Annotated in this window: 22 protein-coding genes and 1 rRNA gene; 17 read left to right on the plus strand and 6 right to left on the minus strand. The window is 71.3% G+C overall.

Annotated elements, in window-relative coordinates; translation table 11 throughout:
- From rrf to pstB, 9 genes are all read left to right on the plus strand, one after another.
- A 5S ribosomal RNA gene (rrf, locus tag ACFRAR_RS34145) occupies window positions 1-76 on the plus strand; the annotation flags it as partial.
- A gap of 80 nt (window positions 77-156) precedes the next feature.
- Window positions 157-1,125 (plus strand): mycothiol synthase, encoded by a 969-nt coding sequence (gene mshD, locus ACFRAR_RS34150; protein WP_380703431.1) that lies wholly within the window; start codon window positions 157-159, stop codon window positions 1,123-1,125.
- Window positions 1,126-1,508: 383 nt separating this feature from the next.
- Window positions 1,509-3,686 (plus strand): RNA degradosome polyphosphate kinase, encoded by a 2,178-nt coding sequence (locus ACFRAR_RS34155; protein ID WP_380703471.1) that lies wholly within the window; start codon window positions 1,509-1,511, stop codon window positions 3,684-3,686.
- A 105-nt stretch (window positions 3,687-3,791) separates the two neighbouring features.
- Window positions 3,792-4,880 (plus strand): CHAD domain-containing protein, encoded by a 1,089-nt coding sequence (locus ACFRAR_RS34160; protein WP_380703433.1) that lies wholly within the window; start codon window positions 3,792-3,794, stop codon window positions 4,878-4,880.
- 1 nt (window position 4,881) lies between these two features.
- Entirely contained in the window at window positions 4,882-5,391 is a 510-nt protein-coding gene (locus ACFRAR_RS34165) for an NUDIX hydrolase (RefSeq protein ID WP_380703435.1), read from the plus strand.
- Window positions 5,392-5,636: 245 nt separating this feature from the next.
- A complete protein-coding gene (gene pstS / locus ACFRAR_RS34170; RefSeq protein WP_380703437.1) occupies window positions 5,637-6,773 on the plus strand; it encodes a phosphate ABC transporter substrate-binding protein PstS in 1,137 nt (378 codons plus the stop codon).
- Between the two features lie 151 nt (window positions 6,774-6,924).
- Window positions 6,925-7,902: a phosphate ABC transporter permease subunit PstC gene (gene pstC / locus ACFRAR_RS34175; protein WP_380703439.1), complete on the plus strand. Its 978-nt coding sequence runs from the start codon at window positions 6,925-6,927 to the stop codon at window positions 7,900-7,902.
- A complete protein-coding gene (pstA, locus tag ACFRAR_RS34180) occupies window positions 7,899-8,969 on the plus strand; it encodes a phosphate ABC transporter permease PstA (protein ID WP_380703441.1) in 1,071 nt (356 codons plus the stop codon). The genes pstC and pstA overlap by 4 nt, the downstream gene beginning before the upstream one ends.
- 42 nt (window positions 8,970-9,011) lie before the next feature.
- Window positions 9,012-9,788: a phosphate ABC transporter ATP-binding protein PstB gene (gene pstB, locus ACFRAR_RS34185; RefSeq protein ID WP_380703443.1), complete on the plus strand. Its 777-nt coding sequence runs from the start codon at window positions 9,012-9,014 to the stop codon at window positions 9,786-9,788.
- Window positions 9,789-9,939: 151 nt separating this feature from the next.
- Here pstB and ACFRAR_RS34190 read toward each other — a convergent pair whose 3' ends face one another.
- A complete protein-coding gene (locus tag ACFRAR_RS34190) occupies window positions 9,940-10,935 on the minus strand; it encodes an anion permease (RefSeq protein ID WP_380703445.1) in 996 nt (331 codons plus the stop codon).
- 5 nt (window positions 10,936-10,940) lie between these two features.
- Window positions 10,941-11,561, minus strand: a complete 621-nt coding sequence (locus tag ACFRAR_RS34195; protein WP_030059626.1) for a DUF47 domain-containing protein — start codon at window positions 11,559-11,561, stop codon at window positions 10,941-10,943.
- A 361-nt stretch (window positions 11,562-11,922) separates the two neighbouring features.
- On the opposite strand from ACFRAR_RS34195, the gene ACFRAR_RS34200 reads away from it, so the two are divergent.
- Window positions 11,923-12,303 carry a metal-sensitive transcriptional regulator gene (locus ACFRAR_RS34200; protein WP_380703447.1) on the plus strand — a complete coding sequence of 127 codons (381 nt, stop codon included), beginning with the start codon at window positions 11,923-11,925 and terminating at the stop codon, window positions 12,301-12,303.
- Window positions 12,304-12,361: 58 nt separating this feature from the next.
- Here the strand turns inward: ACFRAR_RS34200 and ACFRAR_RS34205 are convergent, their stop codons facing one another.
- A complete protein-coding gene (locus ACFRAR_RS34205; RefSeq protein WP_380703449.1) occupies window positions 12,362-12,550 on the minus strand; it encodes a hypothetical protein in 189 nt (62 codons plus the stop codon).
- Between the two features lie 214 nt (window positions 12,551-12,764).
- Window positions 12,765-13,664, minus strand: coding sequence for a hypothetical protein (locus ACFRAR_RS34210; RefSeq protein WP_380703452.1), 900 nt, complete (start codon window positions 13,662-13,664; stop codon window positions 12,765-12,767).
- 160 nt (window positions 13,665-13,824) lie between these two features.
- On the opposite strand from ACFRAR_RS34210, the gene ACFRAR_RS34215 reads away from it, so the two are divergent.
- Window positions 13,825-14,016 (plus strand): hypothetical protein, encoded by a 192-nt coding sequence (locus tag ACFRAR_RS34215; RefSeq protein WP_380703454.1) that lies wholly within the window; start codon window positions 13,825-13,827, stop codon window positions 14,014-14,016.
- Between the two features lie 112 nt (window positions 14,017-14,128).
- Here the strand turns inward: ACFRAR_RS34215 and ACFRAR_RS34220 are convergent, their stop codons facing one another.
- Together ACFRAR_RS34220 and ACFRAR_RS34225 are read right to left on the minus strand one after the other, a co-directional pair.
- The gene (locus ACFRAR_RS34220; protein ID WP_380703457.1) at window positions 14,129-14,857 is read right to left on the minus strand and encodes a phosphatase PAP2 family protein; all 729 of its coding nucleotides are present in this window, start codon (window positions 14,855-14,857) and stop codon (window positions 14,129-14,131) included.
- 183 nt (window positions 14,858-15,040) lie between these two features.
- Entirely contained in the window at window positions 15,041-16,225 is a 1,185-nt protein-coding gene (locus ACFRAR_RS34225; protein WP_380703459.1) for an NlpC/P60 family protein, read from the minus strand.
- 248 nt (window positions 16,226-16,473) lie between these two features.
- Here ACFRAR_RS34225 and ACFRAR_RS34230 point away from each other — a divergent pair, with 248 nt between their 5' ends.
- The 6 genes from ACFRAR_RS34230 (at window position 16,474) to ACFRAR_RS34255 (ending at window position 24,127) form a co-directional block, all read left to right on the plus strand.
- Complete coding sequence (locus ACFRAR_RS34230; RefSeq protein WP_380703461.1) at window positions 16,474-16,824, plus strand: hypothetical protein; 351 nt, start codon at window positions 16,474-16,476, stop codon at window positions 16,822-16,824.
- 167 nt (window positions 16,825-16,991) lie between these two features.
- Complete coding sequence (locus ACFRAR_RS34235) at window positions 16,992-17,822, plus strand: hypothetical protein (RefSeq protein WP_380703463.1); 831 nt, start codon at window positions 16,992-16,994, stop codon at window positions 17,820-17,822.
- A gap of 55 nt (window positions 17,823-17,877) precedes the next feature.
- A complete protein-coding gene (locus ACFRAR_RS34240) occupies window positions 17,878-19,089 on the plus strand; it encodes a hypothetical protein (protein WP_380703473.1) in 1,212 nt (403 codons plus the stop codon).
- 7 nt (window positions 19,090-19,096) lie between these two features.
- Window positions 19,097-20,686, plus strand: a complete 1,590-nt coding sequence (locus ACFRAR_RS34245; RefSeq protein ID WP_380703465.1) for an SCO6880 family protein — start codon at window positions 19,097-19,099, stop codon at window positions 20,684-20,686.
- Window positions 20,687-20,747: 61 nt separating this feature from the next.
- Complete coding sequence (locus ACFRAR_RS34250; RefSeq protein ID WP_380703467.1) at window positions 20,748-22,097, plus strand: ATP-binding protein; 1,350 nt, start codon at window positions 20,748-20,750, stop codon at window positions 22,095-22,097.
- A 230-nt stretch (window positions 22,098-22,327) separates the two neighbouring features.
- Window positions 22,328-24,127 (plus strand): bifunctional metallophosphatase/5'-nucleotidase, encoded by a 1,800-nt coding sequence (locus ACFRAR_RS34255; protein WP_380703469.1) that lies wholly within the window; start codon window positions 22,328-22,330, stop codon window positions 24,125-24,127.
- The last annotated feature ends 56 nt before the right edge of the window (window positions 24,128-24,183 follow it).

The following is a 24,183-nucleotide window of genomic DNA, read 5'->3' on the forward strand; positions in this document are numbered from 1 at the left end:
GAACCCGGAAGCTAAGCCTCACAGCGCCGATGGTACTGCAGGGGGGACCCTGTGGGAGAGTAGGACGCCGCCGAACAATTCTTCAGAAGAACCCCTGATCCATTCGGATCAGGGGTTCTTCGCATTTCCGGGAACGTATGGACGTATCGTCGGTGCATGGACGATCAGACAGCGGTCATTGCGAACGATGTGCTCCGGCCCGATCAGCGTGACGGTGCCCTGCGTGTTCTGGCGGAGGCTCAGGCGGTGGACGGCCGGGCCGCCGTGTCCGAGCAGGGCCGGCTCCGGCTGCGGAACACGGAGACTCCGCGCCCGGGCGTCATCCACCTCGTCGAAACCGAAACCGGAGCGGTCCTCGGCTACGGCCAGCTCGAAGTGCCGGAGAACCCGGCCGCCAACCCCGCTGCCGAGCTGGTGGTCGACCCGGCGGCCCGTGGCCGAGGCCTGGCCCGCCCGCTGGTGGACGCCGTCCTGGCGCAGGCCCACCAGGCGGGGCGCGACGCGGTGGACTTCTGGGTGCACGGCGGGCACCCGGCGGCCCGGCACCTGGCGGAGGCGTACGGCGCCGAGCTGGTCCGCGAGCTGCGGCAGATGCGCCGGGCCGGCCGGCAGACCGAGGAGGTGGCCGTCCCCGAGGGCATCGAGCTCCGCACCTTCCGCCCGGGGGAGGACGACGCCGAGTGGCTTCGGCTGAACGCCCTGGCCTTCGCCCACCACCCGGAGCAGGGCGCCTGGACCGGGCAGGACCTGGCCGAGCGGATCGCCGAGCCCTGGTTCGACCCGGCGGGCTTCTTCCTCGCGACCCGCGGCGGCAAGGTGGTCGGTTTCCACTGGACCAAGGTGCACCCGGCCACCGCCACCGAGCCCGAGCTCGGGGAGGTGTACGTGGTGGGAGTGGACCCGGCCGAACAGGGCAGCGGCCTCGGCCGCGCGCTGACCGCGGCGGGTCTGCGCCACCTGACCGGCACCGGCTCCGGCGAGCGCGGACTGGCGACCGTCCTCCTCTACGTCGACGCCGACAACCCGGCCGCCGTGCGGGTCTACGAACGACTGGGGTTCACGGTTCACGAGGTGGACCTCATGTACCGGGCCCCGTACCGGGCGAAGGCGAACCGGCCGGCCTAGCCGCCGTCGAGGGTCCTCGGGCCCTCCCGGAGCGCACCGGCTCCGGGAGCGCCCGGGTCCCCGGGCTCTTCCGAAGGTGGTCCGGACGGCCCCCGAGCAGCCGCGGGAGAGGGTTTGGACGCCGCAACCCCTTGCTCCGACCGACTCAGCTTTCCTCCTGGCCATGCGGTGTTTACCGTGGATTCAATTGCTGCCGCGAAGATCACAGGATGAAGTCCGTAGTGTCTCGCTCGTGCAGAGTCGACCGCCAAGCACCGGCCGGTCCTGTACGGACCGCGCCCGGAGGTTGGGTGCTGTCCCCGGGTCCGGCCCGGGGCGAGGGCGACGGCCCGCAGAGCCATTCGCTTCCGGACGCCGTCCTGCTGCTGGAGGAGCTGGAGCCCATGAGCATCCCCCGCCCCGTCTCTGCCCCGCTGTCGCCGACCGCCCGGATGTCCGGTGCGCTGGGTGTGCCGCCGGAGCTGCCGGCCACGGACGAGGACGAGTTCGAAGCACTGCCGCAAGGCCGCTTCCTGGACCGCGAGCGCAGTTGGCTCGCCTTCAACGAGCGGGTCCTGGAACTCGCCGAGGACCCGGGCATCCCGCTGCTGGAGCGGGCGAAGTTCCTGGCGATCTTCGCGAGCAACCTGGACGAGTTCTTCATGGTCCGGGTGGCCGGCCTCAAGCGCCGGATCGCCACCGGCGTCGCCCAGCGCAGCGCGTCCGGCCTCCAGCCGCGTGAGGTGCTGGACCTGATCTGGACCCGCTCGCGCGAGCTGATGGCCCGGCACGCCGCCGCCTTCCAGCAGGAGGTGCTGCCGGACCTCGCCGCCGAGGGCATCGAGCTGGTCCGCTGGTCGGAGCTGGCCGAGAAGGAGCAGGCCCGGCTGCACACGCTGTTCCGGCAGAAGATCTTTCCTGTTCTGACGCCGCTGGCCGTCGACCCGGCACACCCCTTCCCGTACATATCGGGACTCTCGCTGAACCTGGCCGTCGTGGTGCGCAACCCGGTCTCCGGCCACAAGCACTTCGCCCGCGTCAAGGTGCCGCAGTCGCTGGCCCGCTTCCTGGAGGCCTCGCCCCAGCGGTACGTCCCGCTGGAGGACGTCATGGGCGCGCACCTGGAGGAGCTCTTCCCAGGGATGGAGGTGCTGGCCCACCACGCCTTCCGCGTCACCCGCAACGAGGACCTGGAGGTGGAGGAGGACGACACCGAGAACATCCTCAAGGCCCTGGAGAAGGAGCTGATGCGGCGGCGCTTCGGCCCGCCGGTCCGGCTGGAGGTCGAGGAGTCGATCGACCCCTACATCCTGGACCTGCTGGTGCGGGAGCTGAACATCACCGAGGCGGAGGTCTTCCCGCTGCCCGGGCCGCTGGACCTGACCGGGCTGTTCGGGATCGCCGAGCTGGACCGCCCCGAGCTCAGGTACCCGAAGTTCGTGGCCGGTACGGCCCGCGGACTGATCGACGTCGAGTCGGCCTCCCAGCCGGACATCTTCGCCGCGATGCGCGAGCGGGACGTCCTGCTGCACCACCCGTACGACAGCTTCTCCACCTCGGTGCAGGCCTTCCTGGAGCAGGCCGCCGCCGACCCGGACGTGCTGGCGATCAAGCAGACCCTGTACCGCACCTCCGGTGACTCGCCGATCGTGGACGCGCTGATCGACGCGGCCGAGTCAGGCAAGCAGGTGCTGGTGCTGGTCGAGATCAAGGCGCGCTTCGACGAGCAGGCCAACATCAAGTGGGCCCGCAAGCTGGAGGAGGCCGGCTGTCACGTGGTGTACGGCCTGGTCGGGCTGAAGACGCACTGCAAGCTCTCGCTGGTGGTCCGGCAGGAGGGTGACACCCTGCGCCGTTACTCGCACGTCGGCACCGGCAACTACCACCCCAAGACGGCCCGGCTGTACGAGGACCTCGGTCTGCTCACCTCCGACCCGCAGGTCGGCGCGGACCTCTCGGACCTGTTCAACCGGCTCTCCGGCTACTCGCGCCGCGAGTCCTACCGCCGCCTGCTGACCGCCCCGCGCGGCCTGCGGGACGGGCTGGTCTCGCGGATCCACAACGAGATCGCCCACCACAAGGCGGGCCGCCCGGCTTACGTGAAGCTCAAGGTCAACTCGATCGTCGACGAGGCCGTGATCGACGCGCTGTACCGTGCCTCCCAGGCCGGGGTGCCGGTGGACGTCTGGGTGCGCGGGATCTGCGCGATCCGCCCGGGCGTACCGGGTCTGAGCGAGAACATCCGGGTCCGCAGCATCCTGGGCCGCTTCCTGGAGCACTCCCGGATCTTCGTGTTCGGCAACAACGGCGATCCGGAGGTCTGGATCGGCAGCGCCGACATGATGCACCGCAACCTGGACCGCCGGATCGAGGCGCTGCTGCGGATCACCGATCCGGCGCACCGGGCCGAGCTGTCCGGGCTGATCGACCTCGGGGTGTCGGACGAGACCGAGTCCTGGCACCTGGGGGCGGACGGCGCCTGGGCCCGTCACTCGCAGGACGCCGAGGGCCGGGCACTGCGCCACGTCCAGGACCTGCTGATCGACTCGCGCCAGCGTCGCCGGGCAGCCGCCTCGCGCTGACACGTGCACTGATGCGAAGCCGCCGGAACGGACAGGGGACACCCGTTCCGGCGGTCGGCCACCAGCCCCGGGGGAACGCCCGGGGGAACGGGGATCTACCACGCCATGACCGAAGCGCCGATGACGGCCCAGGCGGGCTCCACAGCCACCGCCGGGGACATCCTTGCCCACCACCTCACCGCCCAGGCCGGCGCCTTCCTGCGCGCCCTGCCGCTGGCGGTGGGCGAGGTCGGCGCCAGACCGGGGACGGCCTCGCTCGTCCCGTCGGCGGGCACCTCGGACCTGCTGCGTTCCGTGCGGCGGATCGGCGGGCTGCTGCACACCTTCGGCTCGGTCTTCGAACAGGCCTGGGCACAGGAGTCGCGCACCGAGCTGCGCTGGCTGCTCAACCTGCTGGCGCTGGAGCCCGGCTACGTCCGCCGCTCGGCCCGGCTGCTGGGCGCGCTGGACTCGCTGAGCGGCACCGACCCGGACGGGACGGGCATGCTGGCCGGCCACGCGGGCGCGCCCAAGGCGCGGGCGCTGCTGGACCGGCAGCTGACGCTGGCCCGGACCAGGGCGCACTCCACGGTGCTCCAGGAGCTCCGGTCCGCCCGGCTGCACGCGCTGGCGGACCGGATGACGCTGCTGGTCGGCGAGGCGCCGCTGCTGGAGTCGGCGGGCGGCCGGGCCCCCGCGGTGCTGCTGCCGCGGGCCACCGCCGCGTTCGCCGCGCTGGCCGCGGGCGCCCAGCAGCTGCCGCTGCGACGGGCCGCGACGCCGTACGGCGGGGACGGGCTGCGCCGGCTGGGCACGGTGCCGACGTCCCGCGGCACGACGGACGCGGACGCCGCGCTGGCGGCCGACGACGCGCCCTGGGGCCGGCTGCGGATCCTGGTGAAGCGGGCCCGGTACGCGCTGGAGGTGTGCGGCCGCCCGTCCTCCGAGCTGGACGACCTGGACGCGGTGCTGGCCCGGCAGCAGGAGGCCGCGGACGCCGCGACCACCGCCGCCACCGCGGCCCGCACCCCGCGGATCACCCCGGCGACCGCGTACGTGCTGGGCGTGGTGCACGCCGATCAGCGGCTGGAGGTGGAGTCGGCGCGGTACGCCGTCGGCCGCCGCTGGCCCGACCTGCCGTCCGGTCCGGACGGCCGGCTGGAGCTCCTCCCGGCCGACGCCTGGGCGCACTCCGCCGCCCCCGGGGCGGTCTGAGTTGGGCGAGCGCCCGCGCACCGGCCGGACCGCGGCGGGGAGCGCGGCCGGTACGGGGCACTCCCCGGTGGTCCTGGCGGCGGGCGCGGTGCTGTGGCTGCCGGGCCGGCTGAAGAAGAGCGGCCGGCTGGGGCGGCCGCGGATCGCGGTGATCCACCGGCCCAAGTACGACGACTGGAGCCTGCCCAAGGGCAAGCTCGAACCCGGCGAGGGCGTGGTCGAGGCGGCGCTGCGCGAGGTCCGGGAGGAGACCGGGTTCCGCTGTCTGCTGGGCCCGGAGCTGCCGGCCCAGCACTACCGGGTGCAGGGCCGGCCGAAGGAGGTCCGCTACTGGGCGGCGGTGCCGTCGGGCGGCTCCTTCCGGCCCAACCGGGAGGTGGACCGGCTGGAGTGGCTGCCGGCCGGGAAGGCCCGGGCGCGGCTCACGTACGACCACGACCGGTTGCTGGTGGACGCCCTGCTGGCGGTCCTGGGCGCGAAGCGGGCGCGGACGGCCGGCGCGGCGTCGTGAACGAACGGGGGCAGTGATCTCCCCGCGCCCTCGGCGTGACGCAACCGTTACTACCTGACGTAGTTTCCTGTCATCCGTTCGAGGTTCACTCCCCGTTCACTTGTGACCGGCTGTCGTGTCACTTCCCCGGCCTAACTTCGGGACCACCGGAGGGCCGAACGGGCCCCGGACCACAGCAAAACCCGTGCTGGGGCCGTATATGCGTACGGCCTGCGCAGGGCAATGCCACAGAAAGGGAATCCCCTGTGAAGCTCCAGCGGAACGGCCGCTCCAAGGCCCTCGCGATCGGTGCCATGGCGCTCGTCAGCTCGCTGTCGCTGGCCGCCTGCGGGTCGGACAACAACAACAACACGACCGCGACCGGCGGCACCAGCGGCTCGGCCGCGCCCGCCTCCGCGATCAACTGTGGCAAGGCCGGTTCGCTGATCGCCGCCGGATCGACCGCGCAGACCGCGGCGATGGACGTCTGGAAGACCAGCTTCGCCGCCGCGTGCTCCGGCTCCGCGATCAACTACCAGGGTGGCGGCTCCGGTGCCGGCATCCAGCAGTTCAACCAGGGCAAGGTCCAGTTCGCCGGCTCCGACTCGGCCCTGAAGCCGGCCGAGGTCGACGCCTCCAAGGCGGTCTGCACCGGCGGCCAGGGCATCGACCTGCCGATGGTCGGCGGCCTGATCTCGCTGGTCTACAACGTCGACGGTGTCGACAACCTGGTCCTGGACGGCCCGACCGCCGCCAAGATCTTCGACGCGCAGATCACCAAGTGGAACGACCCGGCGATCGGCGCCCTGAACCCGGGCGCCAAGCTGCCGGACGCGGAGATCCAGACCTTCCACCGCTCGGACGACTCCGGCACCACCGAGAACCTGACCAAGTACTTCGCCGCCACCAGCGGCGGTGCCTGGTCCTACCCGGCCGCCAAGGCCTGGGCCGGCAAGAACGGCCAGTCGGCCAACGGCAACGCCGGTGTCGCGGCCCAGGTGAAGCAGGTCAAGAACTCGATCAGCTACACCGAGCTGGCCTTCGCCCAGAGCAACAACCTGAAGAGCGCCGCGATCAACACCGGTGCCGCGAAGCCCGTCGAGGCCACCGCCGCCAACGCCGCCAACACCTTCGCCAAGGCGCAGATCACCGGCACCGGCAGCGACCTGGCGCTGAAGCTCGACTACGCGACCAAGGACGAGGGCTCCTACCCGCTGGTCCTGGTCACCTACGAGATCGTCTGCGACAAGGGCAACAAGGCCGACACCCTCGAGACCCTGAAGTCCTTCCTGACCTACACCGCCAGCGACGCGGGCCAGCAGGCCATCGGCGAGAAGGGCTACGTCCCGCTGCCGAAGAGCCTGACCGAGAAGGTCAACAGCACCATCACCGCCCTGGCCTGATCCGACCAGGACCCCCGGTGGGGCGGCCCCGTGAGCGAGGGGGGCCGGGGCCGCCCCACCGGAACGCACCACACCCAGCACCACGTCCGGGGCACCGCCGCCATGGTGCCGTCCCCCTTCCGGGGCGGCGCCACCAGACCGGAGTAGACCAATGACTTCATCCCCCCCTGCCGCCCCGCGAGGCAGGGAACGCCGGCCGCGCGACAGCCGGGTCGGCGACAAGATCTTCATGAACCTCGCCCGGGGCTCGGGCGTCCTGCTGCTGGTCATCATGGGCGCCATCGCCGCCTTCCTGACCTGGCGGGCGGTCCTGGCCCTGAGCACCAACGAAGGCAACTTCCTCACCACCTTCGAGTGGACGCCGGACGCCCCGAAGCCCGTCTTCGGCATCGCCGTCCTGGTCGTCGGCACCATCGTCAGCGCCGTCATCGCGATGGTGATCGCCGTCCCGGTGGCCATCGGGATCGCGCTGTTCATCTCGCACTACGCGCCGCGCCGGATCGCCCAGCCGTTCGCCTACCTGGTCGACCTGCTCGCCGCCGTCCCCAGCATCGTCTACGGCCTCTGGGGCGCGCTCTTCCTGGTGCCGCACATGGACGGCCTGACCAGCTGGCTCAACGAGTACCTGGGCTGGACGTACATCTTCGACCAGACCAGGACCGGCACCCCGCGCAACCTGTTCACCGTCGGCATCCTGCTGGCGATCATGGTCCTGCCGATCATCACCGCGGTCTCCCGCGAGGTGTTCCGCCAGGTGCCGCGGATGCACGAGGAGGCGGCGCTCGCGCTCGGCGCGACCCGCTGGGAGATGATCCGCACCGCGGTGCTGCCGTTCGGCCGCCCCGGCATCATCTCGGCCTCGATGCTCGGCCTCGGCCGCGCGCTCGGCGAGACCATCGCGGTCGCGGTGGTGCTGTCCGCCAGCAACGTCCTGTCGCTGCACATCCTCGACGCGGGCGGCGGCACCTTCGCACAGAACATCGCGCTGAAGTTCGCCGAGGCCGGTGAGAACGGCCGCGACGCCCTGATGGCCTCCGGCCTCGTCCTGTTCGTCATCACCCTGCTGGTGAACGGTGCCGCGCGACTGATCATCGCCCGCCGCAAGGAGTACTCGGGGGCCAACGCATGACCGCCACCGTCGTCGTCGAGGACGCCCGGCCCGTCGGCCGTCCGCTGACCGCCAACCGACTGCCCAAGTGGACCCCGGCCGCCGTCGCCCTCGGCTCGATCGCCCTCGGCTGCGGGATCGGCGCGGTCGGCGGGCTGGCCAGCCACCTCCAGTGGGGCCTGATCTCGGCGCTGCTCTTCGTCCTGATCAGCTACACCCTCTCGGCCCAGGTCGAGGGCCGCCGGCAGGCCAAGGACCGGCTCGCCACCTCGGTGGTCTGGGTCGCCTTCATCCTGGCCGTCGTCCCGCTGGTCGCCCTGATGACCTACACGATCCAGCAGGGCATCGGCGTGGTGAACGGGAACTTCCTGAGCCACTCGATGAAGGGCGTGATCCAGTCCGGTCCCGGCGGTGGCATCTACCACGCGCTGATCGGCACCCTCCAGCAGGTCGGCCTGGCCACCGCGATGGCCGCCCCGATCGGTCTGCTGACCGCCGTCTACCTGGTCGAGTACGGCCGCGGCCCGCTGGCCAAGGCGGTCACCTTCTTCGTCGACGTCATGACGGGCATCCCGTCGATCGTCGCCGGTCTGTTCATCCTCTCGCTCTGGAACCTGGCGCTGGGCTTCGGGTACTCCGGCTTCTCGGGCAGCCTCGCGCTGGCGATCCTGATGATCCCGGTCGTCGTCCGGTCCACGGAGGAGATGCTGAAGCTCGTCCCGAACGAGCTGCGCGAGGCCTCCTACGCGCTCGGCGTGCCGAAGTGGAAGACCATCCTGCGGATCGTCCTCCCCACCGCGATCGGCGGCATCACCACCGGTGTGATGCTCGCGGTCGCCCGCATCACGGGCGAGACCGCCCCGGTGCTGATGCTGGTCTTCGGCGCCGACGCCATCAACAGCAACCCGTTCGACGGACCTCAGCAGTCCCTGCCGATGTACATCTGGCTCCAGTACTCGCAGGTCAACAACGACTACGGCTACGCCCGTGCCTGGGGTGCGGCGCTGGTGCTGATCGCCTTCGTGATGGGGCTCAACCTCATCGCCCGGGGCATCGCGCGCTGGCGCTCGCCCAAGGGCGGACACTGAGCGACCGACTGACGCACGAGACAGACGAGAGAAGCAACGATCATGGCCAAGCGCATCGACGTCAGCGGACTGTCGGCCTACTACGGCACCACCAAGGCCATCGAGGACATCTCGATGAGCATCGAGCCCCGCTCCGTGACCGCCTTCATCGGCCCCTCCGGCTGCGGCAAGTCCACCTTCCTGCGGACCCTCAACCGGATGCACGAGGTGATCCCCGGCGCCCGCGTCGAGGGCAAGGTCCTCCTGGACGACGAGAACCTGTACGCCTCCAACGTCGACCCGGTTGCCGTGCGCCGCGCGGTCGGCATGGTCTTCCAGCGCCCGAACCCGTTCCCGACCATGTCGATCTACGACAACGTGGTCGCCGGTCTGCGGCTCGCCGGCGTGAAGAAGAAGGCCGTGCTGGACGAGGTGGTGGAGCGCTCGCTGAAGGGCGCCAACCTCTGGAAGGAGGTCCACAACCGGCTGAACAAGCCGGGAGCCGGCCTCTCCGGCGGTCAGCAGCAGCGCCTGTGCATCGCCCGCGCCATCGCGGTCGAGCCCCAGGTCCTGCTGATGGACGAGCCCTGCTCGGCGCTCGACCCGATCTCCACCCTCGCGATCGAGGACCTGATCGGGGAGCTGAAGGAGCAGTTCACCATCGTCATCGTGACCCACAACATGCAGCAGGCGGCCCGCGTCAGCGACCGCACCGCCTTCTTCAACCTGGCCGGCGTCGGCCAGCCGGGCAAGCTGGTCGAGCTGGACGACACCCAGCGGATCTTCTCCAACCCGTCCGTCCAGGCCACCGAGGACTACATCTCCGGTCGCTTCGGCTAGGCCGGACCCCGTCACGGGCGTCGCCGGGACGCGTGACGGACCGTGAGCTGTCCCGTGGTGCTGCATGGCGGTGCCGCCGCGGGACATGGAAAAGGGCCCGCCCCCGAGATGTGGGGGCGGGCCCTGTCCGTTCGCGGCTCCCGCGGGGCCGTCAGCCCCAGAACAGGTGGACGAGCCAGTACATCAGCGCTGCGACGATGGCGGCCGCCGGCATCGTGATGAACCAGCCGAGCACGATGTTCTTCGCGACGCCCCAGCGCACCGCGCGGATCCGCTTGGTGGCCCCCGCGCCCATGATCGCCGCGGTGATCACGTGGGTGGTGGAGATCGGCGCCTTGAAGACGAACGAGGTGATGTACATGACCGTCGCGGAGGTGGCCTCGGCGGCGAAGCCCTGCGGCGGGTCCAGCTCGATGATCTTCCGGCCGAGCGTGCGCATGATCCGCCAGCCGCCGGCGTAGGTGCCCAGCGAGAGCATGGTCGCGCAGGAGATCTTCACCCAGACCGGGATGCCGTTGCCGGACTGGTGGCCGGAGATGGTCAGGGCCAGGACCACGATGCCCATGGTCTTCTGGGCGTCCTGGAGACCGTGCGCCAGCGCCATCGCGGCGGCCGAGGCGGTCTGGGCGACCCGGAAGTTGCGCTTGGCGCGGTGCGGGTTGGCCCGCCGGAAGATCCACAGGATCGCCAGCATCACCAGGAAGCCGCCGACCAGGCCGACCACCGGAGAGACGATCATCGGGATGACGATCTTGTCGAGGACCCCGCTCCAGATCACGTCGACGCCGCCGGCCAGCGCCGCGCCGACCATGCCGCCGAACAGCGCGTGCGAGGAGGAGGAGGGGAGCCCGAAGTACCAGGTGACCAGGTTCCAGGCGATCGCCCCGACCAGGGCGGCGAACAGGATCGCCATCCCCTGGTTGCCGGTGGGGGTCTCGATGATCCCCTTGGAGACTGTGTGCGCCACGCCGCTGCCGAGGAACGCGCCGGCCAGGTTCATCACGGCGGCCATCGCGAGCGCCGCCCGGGGGGTGAGCGCCCGGGTGGAGACCGAGGTGGCGATCGCGTTCGCCGAGTCGTGGAAGCCGTTGGTGTACGTGAAGAAGAACGCAACGCCGACGACGGCGATGAGTGCTGCCATGTCCACGAGGGTCAGGACTCCTTGACGGCGATGGTCTCCACCGTGTTGGCGACGTGCTCGAAAGCGTCGGCCGCCTCCTCAAGGACGTCCACGACCTGCTTCAGCTTGAGCACCTCGATGGCGTCGTACTGACCGGAGAACAGGTGGGCGAGCAGCTTGCGGTGGATCTGGTCGGCCTGGTTCTCCAGCCGGTTGACCTCGATCCAGTACTCGGTGAGGTTGGACATGCTGCGCAGGTTCGGCATCGCCTCGGCGGTGAGTTCCGCGGCGCGCGCCAGCACCTCGATCTGCTGCTCGATGCCCTTCGGCAGGGTCTGGATGTCGTAGAGGACGACCAGGTCGACGGCCTCCTCCATGAAGTCCATGATGTCGTCCAGCGACGAGGCGAGGCTGTAGATGTCCTCACGGTCGAAGGGCGTGATGAAGGACGAGTTCAGCTGGTGGAAGACCGCATGGGTGGTGTCGTCCCCGGCGTGTTCGGCGGCGCGCATGCGCTCGACGATCTCCGCGCGGGCCGACACGTCTGATCCCAGCAGCTCCAAAAGGAGCTTCGATCCGACGACGAGGTTCTCCGCCGCGGCGGCGAACATGTCGTAGAAGCTCGTCTCCTTCGGGGTCAGGCTAAAACGCACGGAAATCTCCGATGTGCGGGGTAGGGACTGAACGATGCTAGGTGCAACCAAGCGCAATCACGCAAACGGGGTGTCGGGGGTGGAGCCGGAACCTCCCCTTCCGTTCGGCTGCCGCACCGGCTGATCCCGGCCGCACCGCGACGAGTGGACACGGGTCCCCAGTCTGACGGAACCTCGCCCGGATTGTCCCCGTCGTGCGCACGGAAGACCGGGGCGCCGCTCAGACGGGTTAACCACCGGGCATCCCCCTGCCCCGGCCCGCGGCACGTGCCGGGTGGGCCGTCGGAACACCACGGACGGCCCCGGTGTTGGACACTGGAGGCCGACGCAGCCACCAGGCACTGAGACGAAGGCGGGGCCGATGACCACGACGCAAGCGCGTACCGAGGCGGAGCACGCGCAGGGGAGCGACCCGCACGCCGGCCACGCCGCCGTGCCCGCGGCCGGCCACGGCCACGGCCCGCACGGGTACAGCGCGCAGAAGGACGCCCACCTCAAGCGGCTGCGCCGGATCGAGGGCCAGATCCGCGGCCTCCAGCGCATGGTCGACGAGGACGTCTACTGCATCGACGTGCTCACCCAGGTCTCGGCCAGCACCAAGGCGCTCCAGTCCTTCGCGCTCTCCCTGCTGGAGGAGCACCTGCGGCACTGCGTCGCCGCGGCGGCCGAGGAGGGCGGCGCCGAACTGGACGCCAAGGTGGCGGAGGCCACCGCCGCGATCAGCCGCCTGCTGCGCAGCTGAGCCGCCGGCCCGTCGGACGGCGGGCCGTCCCACGGCGGGCTGTCGGACGGCGGTCCGGCTAGTCGTCGGCGTCCCGGTCGGCCCGGCCGGGGTCGGTCCGGTCCAGCAGCACCTCGTCGATCCGCTCGGTCGGCAGCCGGTCGCCGGAGCTGGCCGTCGCGGCGATCATCAGCTCGCCGGCCAGATCGATCTCGTCGAGGGCCGCGTCGTCGTGGCCACCGCTGCGGCCGCCCGTGGACGACACCACCTGCACCACCCCTTCAGTGCCTCGCCAGCCCGGGCGGCAGCCACCCGGAGTCCAGCCTAGGCACTTCGGGGCCCGTCCACATGGCACGGACGGGCCATCTCGGCGCCGCCGAAACGGGTGGCCGCCGCTCCCCGGACGGCCACCCGCCCCGGCGGCGCCCCGTCTCGCCCCGACGCCGGAGCGCTGCCCCGCGCCCGGAGCGCGTCCGCCCGCCCTACTTCGGGCTCTCCGTGGGCTTCATCTGGTAGATGTCCGAGGCCGCGGGCTCGGCCGCCTCCACCGGCTTCCCGAAGTCCCCCAGCGAGGTCGTCGAGGTCACCTTCACCTGGTCCTTGGGCTCCTTCGACCCGGCCACCCCGGCGAAGGTGAACACCTCGACCACCTTGTGCAGCCGCCCCTGGTCGTCCAGCCAGGCGTCGAACGGGACCTCCTTGACGGTGAAGGTCTGCGCGCCCGTCCGCAGGCCGTCCCCGCCCCTCCCGCCGGTCGCGTCGGCCGCCTTCGCCAGGTCGAGGGTGCCCCGGTAGTGGTGCAGCGCGATCCCGTCGATGGTCTCGGTGCCGACCGCCTCCGCCTTCTGCGCCCCGCGCAGCGCCCCCGCCGCCGAGGCCGGGTCGGTGGCGCCGCTGCTGACCAGGTTGCCGTCCGGCAGCTGGCGCACGTCCAGCTTGACCCACTTGCCCTCGGGGACCTTGGCGCCGCTGTTCTGGAGGTAGACGGTGCCCGGCAGGACCACCTCGACGATCTTCCCGGTGGTCGCCGCGCCCGGTGGCACCTGGACCTCCAGCCGGCCGATCCGCTTCACGTAGTCGTAGCCGCCGGTGCCGCTGAACGAGGCCTTCTTCTCGGCGGACTCGGTGACCAGCTCGGTCGCGGTGTGCGCGGAGCCGGTACGGCCGGTGATGTCGGCGGCGTTGCGCACCGCCGACAGCGGGTCCGCGGCGAGCTGGTCGGGGGCGCTCGACCGCTGGTCTGAGGAGCCGTCGCCGGAGCCGCCCGAGCAGCCGGCGGACCCCGCCGCCAGGACGGCGGCGAGCAGGGCGGCCCCGGCCGCCGAGCGCAGGTGCGGGCCGGGACGGCATCCCGGCCGTCCGGCGCGCTGCTGGTCGGTCATCTTCATCCTCGCGACAACCCCCTCGGGCCCGACTGCCCCGCCGCACCCCACCGGGTGGCAGAGCTCTTTCCTGGCAAACGAGTTGGGGGGTGAAGGGTTACGGGTGCCGGTGTTCCGGATGCGTCGCGCCGGGGGCGCCGGGCGCGTTACGGTGAACCACGTGCACAGTGAGCTGCCGGCCGCGCCCGGCACCGTCCGGATGCCCGAACACCACCTCGTGATCAGCGAACGCGGCTCCTTCGCCTTCGCGACCTGCAGCTGCGGCTGGTACGCCCCGGCCCGCCGCTCGCGGGACCTGGCCCGCCGTGAGGGGGCCGACCACCTTGCCGAGAGCGGCGTCGAGCCGGACTGATCCCACCCGGGCCGACCGGTCCCACCCGGGCCGACCGGTCCCACCCGGGCCGACCGGTCCCACCCGGGCCGCGGGCCCGCCCCGCCCGCGACGTCGTCGGGCCGCGAGGTCGTCAGGCCGCGAGGTCGGACTCCGGCGGCTGCTCCCCGGCCCGCACCGCCCCGCGTCCGCGCCGCCGGCCACGAGGGCCGGTCCCGGTCCCGGCGCGGGCCGCACCGCCGCGTCCGGAGGCCTGGATGAGGGGCGCGACGGCCGTCCGGCTCAGCGCGTGGCAGAACGGCACCAGCACCGCCATCGCGATCGGCGCCAGCAGCAGCACCACGGCGACGGCGAGCGCGAAGCCGCCGATCACGTCGGTCGGGTAGTGGACGCCCATGAACATCCGGCAGAAGCCCTGGAGCAGCGCCAGTCCGCCGGCGATCCAGCCGAGCCTGCGGTTCACCAGGAACAGCGCCACCGCGACGCCCATGGTCATGGTCGAGTGGTCGCTGACGAAGGAATGGGTGCCGGCCTTGCCGTCCACCAGCACCAGCAGCCCGGAGTGGTCGACGAAGGGGCGCGGACGGTTCACGATCGCGGCGATCGGCAGGTTGGCCAGCTCTGCGACGGCCACCGAGAGCGGCACCCAGAGCAGCCCCGCCATCGCCACCGGCGCGTCCGGGCGGCGTCTGGCCTGGAGCCAGGCCACCAGGCCGAGCATCGCCAGGCCGATCAGGATGCCGTACTCGCCGATCCACGAGACCAGGTGGTCCAGCCACTGCGGGGAGCGCTTGGCGAGGCCGTTGACGGCGTAGAGCAGTTCGAGGTCGGGGTTGGTCGTGTCGGCAAGCGGCGTCGACACGCCGCACCTCCTTCTGGTCCGCTGCACCTGATCGTCGTGGCCGGGGCCCGCCCGGTGCGGGACGCTGACGAGGGGCCACCGGAGGAAACGTCATTTCCGGGGCACAGCGTTCCACGGAAACGCGCGGTTATCGAAACTTGACTCAGCGTCCACAGCGCGCACACAGGTCCCGGTCGCCCGGGTCTACCGCCCCGGGCCGGCGGGGCTCGGCCCGGTCGGCGCGGGCGGCGCGGCCGCGACGGCCTGGGTACCGCCCGGGGTGCCGCTCTGGGTTCCGCCCGGGGTGCCGCCCTGGGGACTGGCGGGGGCGGCGGCCGCCGTCGCGCCCGGGCGGCTCGGGGCGTTGACCGCACCCGCGTCGTTGCGGGTCGGCAGCGCCTGGGCGCCGTCCGAGGTGACCCGGGTCGCGCCGATGTACTCCTTGGTGTCGATCTTGTCGTAGCGGATCACCGCGCCGGTGTGCGGCGCGTCGAGCATGTACCCGCCGCCGACGTAGATCCCGACGTGGTGGATGCTCCGCGGATCGCTCAGGTCGGTCGCCCAGAACACCAGGTCGCCCGGCCGCAGCTGGTCGCGCGACGGGTGCGGCCCGGCGTACCACTGGTCGTTGGCCACCCGGGGCAGCTCGATGCCCACGCTCTCGAACGCCGCCTTGGTCAGCCCGGAGCAGTCGAACCGCCCGTTCTGCGAGGCCAGCCCGTCACCGCCCCACAGGTACGGGGTGCCGAGCTTGGTCTGCGCGAAGTAGATCGCGGCCGCCGACTGCGGGGACACCTCCAACGGTGCGGTCGGCGACGCCGGCGCGGCGAAGCTGCGGGCCATCGCCTGGATGTTCCGCACGTAGCCCTGGGTCTCCCGGTACGGCGGGATGCCCCCGTTCCTGGTCACCGCGTACGGACCGGCGTTGTAGGCCGCCAGCACGTTGGCCTGCGGGTCGCCCGGGACGTTCGCGACGTCCTTGGCGAGCGCGCAGTCGTAGACCGCCGCCGAGGCGATCGCGTCGTACGGATCCCAGACGTCCTTGCGGCCGTCCCCGTTCGCGTCCGTCCCGTACATCGCCCAGGTGCCCGGCATGAACTGCGCCATCCCCTGGGCGCCGACGCCGGAGCGGGCCTTCGGGTCGAACCCGCTCTCCTGGTACAGCTGCGCCGCGAGCATGGGCGGGGAGATCGCCGCGCACAGCGAGCCCCACTTCTGGATCGCCTCCTGGTAGGCCGCGGGGACCGTTCCGGGAGAGAGGGCGGAACGATTCGCCGACTGCTGCGGCGTCCCACTCGCCGCATAAGTCCCCATCGTCACCAGCCCGATGAACCCGAACGCAACAACTCCCGCAGCGGCGGCGGCCGTCCCGGCCTTCCGGAGTACCATCAGCACCATCCCGACGAATCGTCAGTCGAAGTGTCCCGGAAGGCGTTGCTCACCGCAATCATCAGAGATACGAACAGTGAGCGCTATCCTTCGTACGGTGTACATCCTCGCGTACGTGCCCGGCGTCTCACGACCAATCTGCGAGAAGTAGCCAAGTCGACATCAGATCTGGCCAAGAATAGGTACCGACCCTTCGCGCGGGACGGGTCCGGGCCCTTGAATTTGCCTGATCGGGCGGTGAGATGGAAATGAAGCTGAGCAGCGTGCACACCTATGCGGTAGGCCACCTGGCCGAGGACCCTCCCAAGAAGCCGAACATCGACACCATCATCGGCGGGATCGCCCCGGACTGGGGCCCGTTCGCGACCCTCGGGTCGGAGGCCCGGGTGATGGTCGAGGTCATCATGGCCGTCGCCATCCTCGTCTGCCTCGGCATCGCAGTCTGGGGCGCCGCCAAACAGCGGATCGGTGCGACCGCGATGCGCGACAGTTTCGGCGCCGAACAGGGCAAGGGGCTGATCGTCGCCGGGCTGACCGGCGTGTTCATCATCGGATCGCTCGGCACTCTGTTCACCATTGTCTACGGCATGGCGGTCTGACGATCCGACAGTTCATCCGGCCTGTCTGAGGTCCGGCCCCCGCCCGGACCCCCTCCGGCCGGCCTGCCTGCCAGGAGTCCACCCCCCGTTCCCACCCCCCGCCCGCGCCAGCCCCGGGCAGAGGGCCCCGGAGCCGCCCCCCGGCTCCCCGCACCAGGAGGGCCGCCGTGCCGTTGTCCGACGACCAGCCGCACACCCGTACGCGGCTGCCGGTCAGCGAACAGCCCTTCCCCCAGTCGAGCTACCGTCAGTCCCGCCCGCTGCGCGCCCTGCTGACCGTCCTGGTGGTCGTCACGCTGCTCGTGGTGGCCATCGCCATCGCCAACCGGGTCACGCCCGGCACCGGCTCCGCCGCCACCGGCGGGGGCGGCTCCGCCGACCGGGCCGCCGCCCCCAGCACGGCATCCGGCGCCGGCCCCGCCCCCAGCGGCGACCAGCCCGTCGGCACCACCGTCAACGGCATCCCCACCGGCTTCCCGCACACCGACCAGGGCGCCCAGTCCGCCGCCACCAACTACGCGGTGGCGATCGGCTCCGCGGACATGTTCCGCACCGACAGCCGCCACGGCATCGTCGCCACCATCGCCGACCCGGGAGCCTTGACGGGACTCCAGAACCGGCTGGACCAGGGCTTCAGCGGTGACACGGTCGCCCGCTACGGCCTCGACGCCCAGGGCCGCGCGCCCAAGGGCCTCACCTTCGTCAGCCGCACCGTCCCGGTCGGCGCCAAGGCGGCGGGCTACAACGACAACGACGCCAAGGTCGAGGTGTGGTGCACCGGCCTCACCGGCCTCGCCGGCGAGCACTCCGTCCAGCCGGTGACCACCAGCTGGTTCACCCTCACGCTCTCGCTGCACTGGACGGGCAGCGACTGGAAGCTCACCGACTTCACCAGCAGGCAGGGCCCCGCGCCGATGCCCGGAGACCAGCAGGCAGCCACCGCCGACGAGATCACCGGCGCCGTCCAGCAATTCGGGGGGTACCACTTTGCGCGTTGACCAGACTTCACGCCGTGCCGGCGCACGCCGACGGGCTGGCACCCTAGTCGGCGTGCTGGCCACCTTGCAGGTGGCGGCGCTGTCGGCGGCTCAGAAGGTGTTCGCCGAGCCGTCGCCGACCGCTACTCCCACCTGTCAGAAGGTTGATCTTCCGATCCCTGGCAGCGATGCGGGTTGTGCTCCTGGAGGAGCGGTTGTCATCCCCGGGAGCGGCACCGTAGGGGCCGTGACCGATCCGCTCGGGTCGTTGGCCAAGAGTTGTGCGCAGGCCGCCGCGTGGGTGGTGCGGAAGTTGTCGGGGGCCATCGACGGGACGACGCAGGTGGACTTCACCAATGCGTCGTTCCTGCAGCAGTACGCCGTGGTGTTCGCCGTGTCGACGGTGATCACGTTGGTGCTGTGGCTGCTGGCGGTGGCGAAGCGGGCGGTGCGGGGGGCGCCGTTGACGACGGCGTTCTCGGAGGCGATCGGCTTCCTGTGGCTGACGGTGGTGGCGTCCGCGTTCACGCCGCTGATCCTGTTCACCGTGGTGAGCGTGACGGACGGGCTGACCAAGGCGATAGCGGTCGGGACGAAGACGGACACCGGGTCGTACCTGGGGGGGTTCGCCGACACGTTGGAGAAGGGTGACGTCGGCGGCGGTCCGCTGATCCTGGTGATCGTGTCGCTGGTGGCGGTGCTGGCGGCGGCCGTGCTCTGGATCGAGCTGTTGATCCGGGCGGCGATGCTGTACGTCGGGGCGCTGCTGGGGACGGCGGTGTACGCGGGGCTGGTGGACCGGCAGTTGTGGAAGCATGTGCGGCGCTGGGCGGGGGTGATGCTGGCGGTGGACCTGGCGAAGCCGATCATCGTGGTCATCCTGGGTCTGGCGGGTGCGGTGGCGACCGGGGCCGGGGCCGACGACGACTTCGCCCGGGTGTTGTCCGGGCTGGCGATCCTGTTCCTGTCGATCTTCGCGAGCGCCGCGGTCTACCGCTTCGTGCCGGGCTTCGGTGACGAGATGCTGAACATGCGCGGGGCTCGGGCCAGCGCCGTGCAGGCGGGTTCGGCGATGATCAACGGCACCGCGAACCTGATGAAGCAGGGCATCACCACCCATGGCGACCGCGGTCCGCAGGGGACCGGCGGGGGTGGCGGTGCCGGTGGTGGTTCGGTCGCGCCGGGCATCGCCGCGCACGCGGGCCGGACGCCGGCCCCGCCGCCGCAGGCCGGGCCGCCGTCGGCCTCGGGTCCGATCCGCGACAGCAATCCAGCGAAGGGAGGGTGACGGGTAAGTGAGCAGTGAACCACTCGGCCAGTACGGCGCCCAGTACGCCCAGCCGTACGTGCACCAGCGCCGCACCTACCTGATCGGCAAGGCCCGCCCGAACGCGCCGATCGGCCGGAACCGTGAGTCCGGCGAGATCATGTTGATCATCTTCGGGGCCTTCCTCGGCATGCTCTGGGGCCTGATGATGCCGATCCTGCCGCTGCGGATCGGCGGGCTGGTCGGTCTGCCGGCGATCGCCATCGCGGCGGTGTACGTGCCGTACCGCAAGCGGACGTTCTACAAGTGGGTGGAGATCAGCCGCACCTACCGCCGGACGGTCCGCAGCGGGCGGGCGGTGTGGCGTTCGGACGTGATGGACGCCGGCACCCGGCTGGACGGCCGGGAGGTGGAGGTCGGCCCGCCGCCCGGGGTGGGGCGGCTGCGCTGGCTGACGGCGCCGTTCGGGCCGGACGAGGTCGGGGTGCTGATGCACCTGGAGCGGCGGATGGTGACGGCCGCGATCGAGATCGAGGGCCCGGGCGTCGGGCTGCGCGACTCGGAGGACCAGGAGGCGCTGGTCGACCGGTTCGGGACGCTGCTGAAGCACGTCGCCAACGGCGACGGCTTCGTGACCCGCCTGCAGATCCTGGCCCGGACCCTGCCGGCCGACCCGGACGCGCACGCCAAGGACGTCGAGCGCCGCGGTGACCCGAGCTCGCCGCGCTGGCTGCAGGACTCCTACGACCAGCTCCAGTCGATGGTGTCGACCTCCTCGGAGCAGCACCGGGCGTACCTGGTGGCCTGCATGCACTACACCCGCGACCTGGCCGCCGAGGCGCACGCGATGGGCCGCAGCGTCGACGGGCAGCGGGCCGGGGGGCGGCGCGCGCGCGATGACGAGGGGCTGGCGGCGGTGATGGCGCGCGAGCTGACCGACATCTGCGCCCGGCTGGCCGAGGCGGACATCCGGGTGCGTCAGCCGCTGGGCCAGGCCCGGCTGTCCTCGCTGCTGCACTCGATGTACGACCCGGACCACCCGATCGACCACATCCAGGCGATGTCCCGGCGCAACGCCTGGCCGGCCGAGCTGGACGCCACCAACCCGCAGTACCTGGAGGCGAAGACCCGGGAGTCGGCGACCCGGGAGCCGTGGTGCCACGCCACCGCGTGGATCAAGGAGTGGCCGCTCACCCCGGTGGGCGTCAACTTCCTGGCGCCGCTGCTGGTGCACACCCCGGACGTGATCCGGACGGTCGCGGTGACGATGGACCTGGAGCCCACCGACGTCGCGATCGAGCGGATGCTGACCGAGAAGACCAACGACGAGGCCGAGGCCAGCCGGGCGGCCAAGATGAACCGCACGGTCGACCCGCGCGACCTGGCCCACACGGGCCGGGTGGACCAGCGCGGCGACGACCTGGCTTCCGGCGCGGCCGGGGTGAACCTGGTCGGTTACATCACGGTCTCCTCGCGCAATCCCGACGCGCTGGCCCGCGACAAGCGGACCATCCGGGCCTCGGCCGGCAAGAGCTACCTCAAGCTGGAGTGGTGCGACCGGGAGCACCACCGGGCCTTCGTCAACACCCTCCCGTTCGCCACCGGCATCCGCCGCTGAGCGCACGGCACGTCCGTACGTCCGCACGTCCGTCCACCGTTGACCCGTCAGGAGGCCGCCCATGGCGCTCGGCAACCTCACCGAGGCGTTCACCAGCCTGATGTTCGGCAAGGTGGAGACCACCCGTCTGCCGGTGCGCACCTCCACTGGCCAGGCGCAGGCCGTCTACCTGCCCACCGCCGCTCCGGGGCTGGGCGATTCCGGTGTGATCATCGGCCGTGAGGTGTACAGCGGGAAGGGGTACGTGTACGACCCGTTCCAGCTGTACGGGCAGCAGCTGCCGGCTCCGCACTGGCTGGTGCTCGGCGAGTCCGGCAACGGGAAGTCGGCGCTGGAGAAGACGTACGTGCTGCGGCAGCTGCGGTTCCGCGACCGCCAGGTCGTGGTGCTGGACGCGCAGGGCGAGGACGGCGTCGGGGAGTGGAACCTGATCGCCGAGGCGCTGGGCATAAAGTCGATCCGGCTGGACCCGATGGCGGCCCGGGACGGCGGGGTGAAGCTCAATCCGCTGGACCCGGCGATCACCCAGACCGGCCAGCTGTCGCTGCTGCGCACCATCGTCGAGGTGGCGATGGGGCGCGGGCTGGAGGAGCGGGCCGGCTTCGCGCTGAAGGCCGCGCACGCCCATGTGGTGGCGTCGGTGAAGGACCGCCAGCCGGTGCTGGACGACATCATCGACACCCTGCGCAACCCCGACCTGTCCTCGGTGGAGTCGCTGGGCGTGGCGGTGGGCGAGGTGCAGTCCTGGGGCCTGGACGTGGCGCTGGTGCTGGACCGGCTGGTCGACGGTGACCTGCGGGGCATGTTCGACGGGTCGACCACCAAGGGCATCGACCTGGACGCGCCGCTGATCGTCTTCGACCTCTCGCACATCGACCGCAACTCGATCGCGATGCCGATCCTGATGGCGATCGTCGGGGTGTGGCTGGAGCACACCTGGATCCGGCCGGACCGGAAGAAGCGCATCTTCCTGGTCGAGGAGGCCTGGCACATCATCAACAGCCCGTTCGTGGCCCAACTGTTCCAGCGGCTGCTGAAGTTCGGCCGCCGGCTCGGCCTGTCCTTCGTCGCGGTGGTCCACCACCTGTCCGACGTGGTGGACGGCGCGGCGGCCAAGGAGGCGTCGGCGATCCTGAAGATGGCCTCGACCCGGACGATCTACATGCAGAAGGCCGAGGAGGCGCGGGCCACCGGCCGGGTGCTGGGCCTGCCGCGCTGGGCGGTGGAGATCATTCCTACGCTCTCGCCGGGCATCGCGGTCTGGGACGTCAACGGCAACGTGCAGGTGGTGAAGCACATCATCACCGAGGCGGAGCGTCCGCTGGTCTACACCGACCGCGCGATGACCGAGGACGCGGTGGCCGAACGGGTGCGGGCCGAGCGGCAGTTGGCGTCCGAGCCCGGAGTCTGAGGGCGGTCGGATCCGGCGTCCGAGGGCGGTCGGATCCGGCGTCCGAGGGCGGCGTCCGCGCGGGTTCCGCACCCGGCGGACGGCGATGGTTCGTCAGCAGGTAATCCTCTTGTTACGTCCGACGTCCTGACGGCTACGCGCGTTGACTCTAGGCTTCGCAGTCGCAACACATGCCCGAACGCCGATGCTGTCCGCAGCCGGTGCTCCTCCGAGGTGCAGAGGAACCCTTCATGCTCACCGTCAGGTCCCGACGGACGGCGCTCGCCGTCGTCGCCGCCGCAGGTCTGTTCGGCGCGGTGGTCGTGCCGACGGCCGCCCAGGCCGCCGACATGGACGCCAAGCGCCACAAGACCGTCAACCTCCAGCTGCTGGCGATCAACGACTTCCACGGCAACCTGGAGCCGCCGGCGGGTTCGTCCGGCACGATCAAGGAGATCGACCCGGCCACCGGCAAGGAGGTCTCCACCCCGGCCGGCGGCATCGAGTACCTGGCCACCGAGCTGCGCAAGGCGCGCGTCCCGGCCGACGACTCGATCACCGTCGCGGCCGGCGACATCATCGGCGCCAGCCCCCTCACCTCGGCGCTGTTCCACGACGAGCCGACCATCGAGGCGATGGACAAGCTCGGCCTGGACGTCACCTCCGTGGGCAACCACGAGTTCGACGAGGGCTCGCAGGAGCTGCTGCGGATACAGAACGGCGGCTGCCACCCGACCGACGGCTGCTACGAGCCCGGCCGCAAGTTCAAGGGCGCCAACTTCAACTACCTGTCGGCCAACGTCACCGACGAGAAGACCGGCAAGCCGCTGCTGGCCCCGTACTGGGTGACCAAGTCGCAGGGCGTGAAGGTCGGCTTCATCGGCGTCACCCTGGAGGGCACGCCGAACATCGTGACCGCCGAGGGCGTCAAGGGCCTGAAGTTCGCCAACGAGGTCACCACGATCAACAAGTACGCCGCCGAGCTCAAGGCCAAGGGCGTCAACTCGATCGTCGCGCTGATCCACGAGGGCGGCTACCCGGCCAGCGGCGTCTACGACTACGACTGCGGCGCGGCAGGCCAGGGCATCTCCGGCCCGATCGTCGACATCGCGAAGAAGATCGACCCGGCGGTCGGCGCCATCGTCACCGGCCACACCCACAACGCGTACGCGTGCAGCATCCCGGACCCCAACGGCGTTCCGCGCTCGGTGACCAGTGCCGCCTCCTTCGGCCGGCTGTTCACCCAGATCGACATGAAGCTGGACAAGACCACCGGTGAGATCGTGCGTCCCTCGGTCAAGGCCGAGAACCACGTGGTGCGCCGCACGGTCGCGAAGGCGCCCGACATGACGGCGCTGGTGGACCACTACTCCAAGCTGGCCGCCCCGATCGCCAACCGTCCGGTCGGGTACATCGCCTCGGACATCAACGGCCGTGGCAACGGCGACCTGGAGAAGCCGCTCGGTGACGTGATCGCCGACTCCCAGCTCGCCGGGCTGGCCTCGGCCGACAAGGGCGGCGCGCAGGTCGCCTTCATGAACCCCGGCGGCATCCGCTCCGACCTGGTCTACAAGGCCTCCGGGGCCGAGGGCGACGGCGTGGTGACCTACGGCGAGGCGTTCACCGTCCAGCCGTTCACCAACATGATGCAGGTCAAGACGCTGACCGGCGCCCAGCTGATCCAGCTGCTCCAGCAGCAGGTGAGCGGCTCCAACGCGGCGGCGCCGAAGGTCCTCCAGGTCTCGTCGAACCTGCACTACACCCTGGACATGCGCAAGACCGGCGCGGACCGGGTGGTCCTGGACTCGGTCCGGCTGAACGGCGCGCCGGTCGACCCGGCCGCCAAGTACCGGGTCGCGGCCAACGAGTTCCTGGCCGGCGGCGGCGACGGCTTCCCGGCCTTCGCGGCCGGCACCGACAAGCTGGTCGGCCCCTCGGACCTGGACGTGTTCGTGGCCTACCTGAGCGCCCACAGCTCGGCGGCCTCGCCGCTCCAGGCCCCGGCGCAGGACCGCATCAAGGTCATCGGCCCGGGCGTCGACATCGACTGACCGAGAGCCGGCGGCAGGAGGGGCGGGTGGGGCGCTGTCGGGGCGCCCCACCCGCC

Origin of the sequence: Kitasatospora sp. NPDC056651 (genome assembly GCF_042792155.1) — a bacterium.
Classification (GTDB): domain Bacteria; phylum Actinomycetota; class Actinomycetes; order Streptomycetales; family Streptomycetaceae; genus Kitasatospora.

Bases quoted from the DNA above. Each gene is read 5' to 3' on its own strand.
- mshD (WP_380703431.1), top strand. From the start codon at position 157: ATGGACGATCAGACAGCGGTCATTGCGAACGATGTGCTCCGGCCCGAT.
- ACFRAR_RS34155 (WP_380703471.1), top strand. From the start codon at position 1,509: ATGAGCATCCCCCGCCCCGTCTCTGCCCCGCTGTCGCCGACCGCCCGG.
- ACFRAR_RS34160 (WP_380703433.1), top strand. From the start codon at position 3,792: ATGACCGAAGCGCCGATGACGGCCCAGGCGGGCTCCACAGCCACCGCC.
- pstC (WP_380703439.1), top strand. From the start codon at position 6,925: ATGACTTCATCCCCCCCTGCCGCCCCGCGAGGCAGGGAACGCCGGCCG.
- pstA (WP_380703441.1), top strand. From the start codon at position 7,899: ATGACCGCCACCGTCGTCGTCGAGGACGCCCGGCCCGTCGGCCGTCCG.
- pstB (WP_380703443.1), top strand. From the start codon at position 9,012: ATGGCCAAGCGCATCGACGTCAGCGGACTGTCGGCCTACTACGGCACC.
- ACFRAR_RS34200 (WP_380703447.1), top strand. From the start codon at position 11,923: ATGACCACGACGCAAGCGCGTACCGAGGCGGAGCACGCGCAGGGGAGC.
- ACFRAR_RS34210 (WP_380703452.1), bottom strand. From the start codon at position 13,664: ATGACCGACCAGCAGCGCGCCGGACGGCCGGGATGCCGTCCCGGCCCG.
- ACFRAR_RS34225 (WP_380703459.1), bottom strand. From the start codon at position 16,225: ATGGTACTCCGGAAGGCCGGGACGGCCGCCGCCGCTGCGGGAGTTGTT.
- ACFRAR_RS34230 (WP_380703461.1), top strand. From the start codon at position 16,474: ATGAAGCTGAGCAGCGTGCACACCTATGCGGTAGGCCACCTGGCCGAG.
- ACFRAR_RS34250 (WP_380703467.1), top strand. From the start codon at position 20,748: ATGGCGCTCGGCAACCTCACCGAGGCGTTCACCAGCCTGATGTTCGGC.
- ACFRAR_RS34255 (WP_380703469.1), top strand. From the start codon at position 22,328: ATGCTCACCGTCAGGTCCCGACGGACGGCGCTCGCCGTCGTCGCCGCC.